This is a genomic window from Caldisericum sp. (genome assembly GCF_049967455.1).
Lineage (GTDB): Bacteria > Caldisericota > Caldisericia > Caldisericales > Caldisericaceae > Caldisericum > Caldisericum exile_A.
This window is the reverse complement of the sequence record NZ_JBMFSR010000047.1, coordinates 1-6983: the sequence shown is the minus strand read 5'-3', so window position 1 is coordinate 6983 and position 6983 is coordinate 1. Positions and strand designations below refer to the sequence as shown.

Genomic DNA, 6983 nt, shown 5'->3' with positions numbered 1-6983 from the left:
CATAAAACAAAAAAGTCAAAAAAACTATGATAGATTTTTAAAAAGATTTACATAAGTTTACTCAATACATGGTTAAGAAGAAAAAGGAATTTTGGGAAATCCAACCTTCATAAAATTTTCTGCTTATACATGAAGTCTATAAAATTAAAAGTACTGAAAAGAAAGACGAATTAAAGGTAGTTCATCACATAGTAATAGACTTAGCGTGAGCATGGGCAAAATCTTTTTAACCCAAAAAGAGCACATACAGAAGCTCCAGTTACACCAAAGAAAATAACGGGCTTTTTCCCGATAAATTTCACTATACTACCATTTACGGAAGTTGAACCAGTTGCTATAATCAAATCGCTTAAGGCAAGTGCTTTGTCAGTTTTTTCTGGGCCTAAAATTTTTACTCCAGATTTTTCTTTCCCAATGTTGTCCTGGTCAAGGTCAATCACTTTAATCTCAAATAATTGAGAGAGCCTACTAACCATTGCAGGTTGATAACCAATGAAAGCTATTTTAGGATTAACAAAATTAGCTTCAATATGTTTTGAAAGTCTTTCCGCACAAATTTCTGGTTCGTCATTCTTGCAATGAACTGTGTTTGCAATGTAGCCAAAATGACGCATAATTGCATTTAGACTTGCAATAAATATAGCTCTTTCAGAATTATTCAAAAGCGACATTTCAAGCAAATCAAAAACTGTGCCTTCAAAATTTGAGGGACTATCTGTAAAAGCTTGCCCTTTGCTTTGCCTGAAAGTTGCTTCAATCATAAATTCCTTTCCTTTAAGTAATGGAAAATCCTTCCGCATTGGCTCTCCTATAGCCTCTTTAGGGAGAAGCGGTCTTGCAAAAATAACACTCAATTTATCATTTTCTATATTATGTTTCTTAACTATCTCTTTAAATTTAATTTTTAACTCTTCATAGAAATTTACACCGTCCATAATGACCTCCTACTTGTTAAATAATTTAATCTTGCCTTAGAATTCCTCCAAGTCCCCAAGAGGCTATTTCTCTTTTTGTAATTTTTTCTTTTACCAAAATTCTTGGAAGGATAAAATCCAAAAAAGACTTTTTAAAACTTATGAATCCTGCTGATATACCAAGGAGAGGAATATCTCCAATTGAAGCAATTAGGCTCATTGAAGCAGGATTTACAGGCACACCATATCTCAAAATCTTCCCACCTGCCTCCTTTATACTCGATGCAGTTGCATCATCAGGGTCAGGTCCCATTCCACCAGTTAAAATAATTGCTTCTACCTTTCTTTGGATTGCCTCATCAATTGCTTTTTTAATCTCTGTTTTATCATCTCTTACAATTTTATTAAAAACAACTTGAGCGCCGTAAGGTTTGAGTTTCTCTATTACCTTTTCTGTTGCCGCATCTTCTACCAATCCGTAATAAACTTCAGAACCGGTTACAATGACACCGAACCTTTTGATCATTGGTTTTACAACTCGTAAAGCGCTTTTATTATCTTTTTTGAGATCCTTTCCTATACTTTCTATTTTATCTAACAATCTTTCATTTGTTTCAATAGAGGTTATCTTACACTTCGCAACTTGCTGATTTTCCGAAACTAAAGAGTAATTTTCTATTGTTGTGAGAATTGTCCTATTAAAACCATTTATTTTCTTTGCTATTTTATCGTCTCCCAAAAAGATTCCGCTTTCTTTAGCTTTTATGATAGCCCACCCTTCGCTTGGCCCTGAAACATAAAGACTTTCGTCAATTAGTGAGTTCGCAATTCTTAACGAGGCTTCATCCTGATGAATAAATCCTTCTTGTTTTTCATAAATCCAAACATATTCTTTTCCAATCATTCTAAGCATATCAAGATCCTTCTTACTTATCACATGCCCTGTTCTAAATAGAGGACCTTTGTATTTTTGTGGTATAATTTGCGTCACATCTGCACCAAGCGGAAGACCAACTGCATCTTCGATTTTAACCTTTTTAATCATTTTCAACACCTTCTTTGTTTAAGTTTTTGTCATAAGGAATTAAGTGAATGTTCTTTGGTTCTATTTCTAATGTCACACTATCTCCTACCCTGAGATTAAGTTCCTCAAAATCTTTTGCTGACATTAAAGAAACGATATTTACTCCAATATCTATATCAAACCTAACAAAAAATCCCTTTTCTAAAATTTTGACAACTGTACCCTCAAACTCGTTAATTTTATTCTCCTTATATTTTTTAAGTACCACATTTTCTGGTCTTATTGAAAGATACACTTTCCCCTCTGCTTTTTCATAGGTAAAAAAATTTAATTCTTGGTTAATAGAAACAAAAGAGCCTTTTTTATCCAATATTCCAACGCCTTCGAAAATGTTTTCTATTCCTGTAAGTTCTGCAACGAATTTTGACCGAGGAAATGTAAAAATCTCTTTAGGAGTTCCAATTTGTTCAATTGTTCCATTCTTCATCACTGCAATTCTATCGGAGAGGAAAAGCGCTTCTTCAAAATCATGGGTCACATGTATAACAGTTAATAAGAATTTCTTCTTTATCCTATCCAAATTTTTCCAAACAACTCTTTTAATGCTTGCATCCAGAGAAGATGTAGGTTCATCAAGCAGAAGTAGTTTTGGATTTCTAATTAAAGCCCTTGCAAGTGCTACCCTTTGCTTTTCACCTTGAGAAAGCGTAGAAGGATGTCTATTTAATAGGTGTTTTATGTTAAGAAATTCTATGACTTCTTCGTCTAATTGAACTTTGCCTAAGGTAATATTTTCGTAGACTGTAAGATGTGGAAGCAAAAGATAATCTTGTGGAACATAGCCAATTCCTCTGTCTTTAGGGTGGATATTTGTAATTTCTGTATTATTTAAAATAATCTTTCCGTTACTAACTCTGTATCTTCCTGCAATCGTTTCAAGGAGAAGAGTTTTTCCTGAACCTGTTGTTCCCAAGACTGTGAAATATTCGCCTTTTTGAACAGAGAGATTTATATCTTTTAGAGAAAAATTTCCGAACTTAATACTTAGGTTTTCAATAACTAACATTTCTTTCAAAAGCACCTCTTACCATGAAAAGAATCAAAAAAGAGATTATAATCATTAATACTCCTGTACTTACTGCAAAATCCATATCACCAGAGGCAATTCCTAAGAATATAGCAATTGGGAAAGTTTCTGTCCTCATTTTGGTTGCCCCTGCTATCATAAGAGTTGCACCAAACTCTGCAATAGCCCTGCTCCATCCTGTAATTAAACCAGTGAAAATTCCATCTTTTGCTAAGGGAATAATAATTTTTTTAAAAACCTCAAAGTCGGAGAGTCCCATTGACTTTCCAATAAATTCGTATCTTTTACTTATTTTTGAAAACACAACCTCTATATTTCTTTCAACATATGGAGTTATCACAATGAACTGTGCAAAGACAACACCAAGTGGCGAAAAAAGAAATTGAATACCTATTTTCTCAAACAATGAACCAACTTTCCCGCCAAAGAGAATCAAATATGCAAGTCCCAAAACAAGAGGAGGAAGAAAAATTGGAATATCCATTATATCCTTTATTATTTCCTTTCCCAAAAAATCGTTTTTAGAAAGAACATAGGCAATAGGAATTGAAAATAAAAGTGATATTAAAAGCGAGATTGAAGAAGTTAGCAAAGAAAACTTTAAGGAAAATAGAAATTCCTTTGACTTAAAAGTTTTTAACAAAATGTAAGGATTAACTCTTAAAAAGAGCGAAGAAACGCCAGATACAACAATGATAACAAAAACTATCAAAAATATTTGTGCTATTGAATCAAATTTCCTCATTTATTTATAACTTCATAACCATATTTCTTGAATATGTTGATACCTTCGTCTGAAAGGACGAAATTCATAAATTTTTCCGCCCCCTCTTTATTCTCTGAAAACTTCAATATTGAAATTGGCACTTTTTCTACAATAAGATATTGTTTCTCAATTGGGATTGCCTCTACATTTTTACCAAATTGTGATTCGGCAGTTTTCCAAACGATTGATGCGTCAATATCAGTTGTATCAACATCGAGAACCAGCTTGTTGACAGTACCTTCTCTTACAACAACATTTTTTAAAACCTCATTGTATATTCCCGCCTTCTCAAACATCTTTTTGGTGATTGGTCCAATTGACAGTGATGTTTCATCACCCAAAGCAAGCTTTAAGCCTGGAGATTTTAAATCAAGAAGACCTCTTATATTCTTAGGGTTTCCTTTTTTAACAACTATTACAGGCTCGTGATATACAAACTCTACACCCTTTTCTATAAAGCCTTTTTCTTCGGCCTTTTTGTAGTGATCTAAGCCTCCCCACATAAAGATGTCGCCCTTTTTCGTGTTTTCAATTTGAGCAAGCAAAGTTCCGCTTCCTCCATAAATCACATTTACGGTAATACCAGTCTTCTTGTTATAGATATCAACAATTTCATCGACAGGTCCTTTTAATCCAGCCCCAGCATACATAAGAATAGGTAATTTTGATTCCTTTTTGCAGGAAGCAAAACCAACAAGCGCAATAAGTGTTAGCATTGCTAAAAGAATCTTTCTAAGCGTTTTTCCCATTTTTACCTCTTTATAGCATTTTCTTGGTAATAATTATATCTATAAAGTTGCCAAAGTCAAGACATTTTTCAATTCTACAATTTAGAACTTTGCTAAACAAAATGAAGGAAATTGAATACTTTGTAATGATTTTTAGGTGACCTTCAATAAAAGTTTGTGTTTCCTATGAATATTGGTGATTCACATTTTAAAACATTACAAGGAGGGTTCTTATATTTCTTACAAAAGAAGGGTAAAATTTTTTGCAAAAAGATTGTTTTATAAGGCAAAAATCACTTCAATAATTATAATACTTTGGATTAAATTAATTTTAAAGTTGAATAACTCAAAGAGATTTTAGTCGAAGATAGAGTTTTGTGTAAAAGCATTACAAGAATAGTTTTAATTGTGTAAAAATGCAATTTTTTAAAATATAATTTAAAATACTTTAATTATTATTATCCTGTAAAGGTTTATCTTAAACACTCAGTAAGAAAGAAATAGTGTTTAACTCATTTTTCTTAATTTTTTTACTTATTCTTTTACTTTGTAATCTCGGCTTAAATTTTTCCGTTAATATAGTTGTTAACACGTTAAGTGAAATGCTGTATTACTCAATAGTATGGTTCTTCATAAAGCCAAGAGAAATTGGTTTATAGGAATAAGAACGCCTTGGATACTTTCACCCGATACGGTTTGGGAAAAAACTCATAAACAAGGGGGCATTACTAACAAGGGGGCATTACTTTTTAAGATATTTAGTAATTTTCCTATTTCGAATATAGCAAAGAACAGAAAAATGCTATATAATGAAGCATAGGAGGTGAATTATGCCGTTAGTAAGAACTGATGAACTATTTAAAAAGGCATACGGAAAGTATGCAATTGGTGCATTTAACGTAAATAATATGGAGATTCTCCAAGGTGTAATTGAAGCAGCAAAGGAAGAAAGATCTCCTGTAATTCTTCAAATCTCAAAGGGTGCAAGAAATTATGCAAAGCTTGTCTATCTTATGAAACTCATTGAGGCAGCTACAATTGATGCACCTGAAATTCCCATTGCAGTACATCTTGATCATGGCGATTCGTTTGAACTTTGCAAAGAAGTTATTGATGCAGGATTTACATCTGTTATGATCGATGGATCTCATCTGCCATTTGAGGAAAATGTCGCCCTTACTAAGAAGGTTGTTGATTATGCACATTCAAAAGGTGTAGTTGTAGAGGGTGAATTAGGAAAACTCCAGGGAATTGAGGAGCATGTCGTTTCGGATGAGGCTGTTTATACAGATCCCGATAAGGCAGTTGAATTTGTTGAAAGGACTGGCGTTGATTCTCTTGCAATTGCAATTGGAACTTCACATGGTGCATATAAATTCAAAGGGGAACCAAAACTTGATTTTGAAAGACTTCAAGAAATTGCAAAGAGACTTCCAGGATTCCCATTGGTATTACATGGTGCTTCATCTGTGCTTCCTCAGTATGTTGAAAAAATTAATAAGTATGGTGGAAAAATTGGAGATGCAAAAGGCGTACCTGAAGATATGTTAAGGAAAGCAACTACAATGGGAATTACAAAGATAAACATCGATACAGACCTTAGACTTGCGATGACTGCAACAATAAGAGAAATCTTTGCACTCCATCCAGAAGAATTTGATCCACGAAAGTATCTTGGACCAGCAAGAGATGAGATAAAGAATCTTGTGAAACACAAGATTAGAGATGTATTAGGTTCATCGAATACGATTTAGATCAAATCGTAGATTTGAAATTTGAATAAGGGGGGCTATTCGGCCCTCTTTAGTTTTATTCAAAATGGCCTATATTATTTAAGTTAAGAAAAATTAATAAAAATCAGTTAGAGCGTTTATAAATCAAAAGCTAAGAAAGATATGTTTTTGGTAAGAGCGAATTTATCATTGCAAATTTCTGAAATAGGTGTATTATAGGTTACTATCATAAAAAGATAGAATTTTTTAAGAAGGTTGGTAAGTAAGAATGGAAAGATTCAAAGGAACAGTCAAGTGGTTTAACGCTCAGAAAGGATTTGGTTTCATTGTCCCAGATGATGGAAGCAAAGACTTATTTGTTCACTACTCTTCAATTAAGGCTAATGGTTTTAGATCCTTAAAAGAAGGCGACAAGGTCGAGTACGAAGTAGAAAAAACTGATAAAGGTGCAAAAGCTGTCAACGTTACAATTATATAGTTTGACCGATTGACTAAAAAGTTGCCCGGGTTTTCCCGGGCAATAATTATTTTAGAAGAAAAAAATCCTAAATTCTAACATAATTTTTATTATTGTAAGAAACTTATAGAAGGATGAGTATCTTTTCTAAATAGTTCAAGGAGACCTTTGTCTTTTGATTAACTTCGGAGATTCCTCGTGGCTTTGCCACTTCGGAATGACATGGAAAAATTGGCTTCGGAAGGACAAATGAAAATTGGCCTCGGAATGATAC

At 33.1% G+C, this 6983-nt stretch carries 8 protein-coding genes; 3 read left to right on the top strand and 5 right to left on the bottom strand.

Annotation, left to right across the window (positions count from 1 at the left end):
- Positions 1 to 200: 200 nt before the first annotated feature.
- Genes ACP5SP_RS07025 through modA form a run of 5 tightly spaced genes read right to left on the bottom strand, consistent with a single transcriptional unit; the run spans position 201 to position 4540 of the window.
- Positions 201 to 935 carry a Rossmann-like domain-containing protein gene (locus ACP5SP_RS07025; protein ID WP_428076335.1) on the bottom strand — a complete coding sequence of 245 codons (735 nt, stop codon included), beginning with the start codon at positions 933 to 935 and terminating at the stop codon, positions 201 to 203.
- A gap of 25 nt (positions 936 to 960) precedes the next feature.
- On the bottom strand, positions 961 to 1959 hold the full coding sequence (locus tag ACP5SP_RS07020) for a molybdopterin-binding protein (protein WP_424587160.1): 999 nt from the start codon (positions 1957 to 1959) through the stop codon (positions 961 to 963).
- Positions 1952 to 3004 carry an ABC transporter ATP-binding protein gene (locus ACP5SP_RS07015; RefSeq protein ID WP_428076336.1) on the bottom strand — a complete coding sequence of 351 codons (1053 nt, stop codon included), beginning with the start codon at positions 3002 to 3004 and terminating at the stop codon, positions 1952 to 1954. Before ACP5SP_RS07015 ends, ACP5SP_RS07020 begins: the two co-directional genes overlap by 8 nt.
- Positions 2991 to 3770, bottom strand: a complete 780-nt coding sequence (locus ACP5SP_RS07010) for an ABC transporter permease (RefSeq protein WP_416085039.1) — start codon at positions 3768 to 3770, stop codon at positions 2991 to 2993. Before ACP5SP_RS07010 ends, ACP5SP_RS07015 begins: the two co-directional genes overlap by 14 nt.
- Positions 3767 to 4540, bottom strand: a complete 774-nt coding sequence (gene modA / locus ACP5SP_RS07005; RefSeq protein ID WP_424606935.1) for a molybdate ABC transporter substrate-binding protein — start codon at positions 4538 to 4540, stop codon at positions 3767 to 3769. The genes ACP5SP_RS07010 and modA overlap by 4 nt, the downstream gene beginning before the upstream one ends.
- 601 nt (positions 4541 to 5141) lie before the next feature.
- On the opposite strand from modA, the gene ACP5SP_RS07000 reads away from it, so the two are divergent.
- The 3 genes from ACP5SP_RS07000 (at position 5142) to ACP5SP_RS06990 (ending at position 6730) form a co-directional block, all read left to right on the top strand.
- The gene (locus tag ACP5SP_RS07000; RefSeq protein ID WP_416085155.1) at positions 5142 to 5339 is read left to right on the top strand and encodes an SdpI family protein; all 198 of its coding nucleotides are present in this window, start codon (positions 5142 to 5144) and stop codon (positions 5337 to 5339) included.
- A gap of 10 nt (positions 5340 to 5349) precedes the next feature.
- Positions 5350 to 6273, top strand: a complete 924-nt coding sequence (gene fba / locus ACP5SP_RS06995; protein WP_416085041.1) for a class II fructose-1,6-bisphosphate aldolase — start codon at positions 5350 to 5352, stop codon at positions 6271 to 6273.
- 247 nt (positions 6274 to 6520) lie between these two features.
- Positions 6521 to 6730 (top strand): cold-shock protein, encoded by a 210-nt coding sequence (locus ACP5SP_RS06990; protein WP_424587200.1) that lies wholly within the window; start codon positions 6521 to 6523, stop codon positions 6728 to 6730.
- The last annotated feature ends 253 nt before the right edge of the window (positions 6731 to 6983 follow it).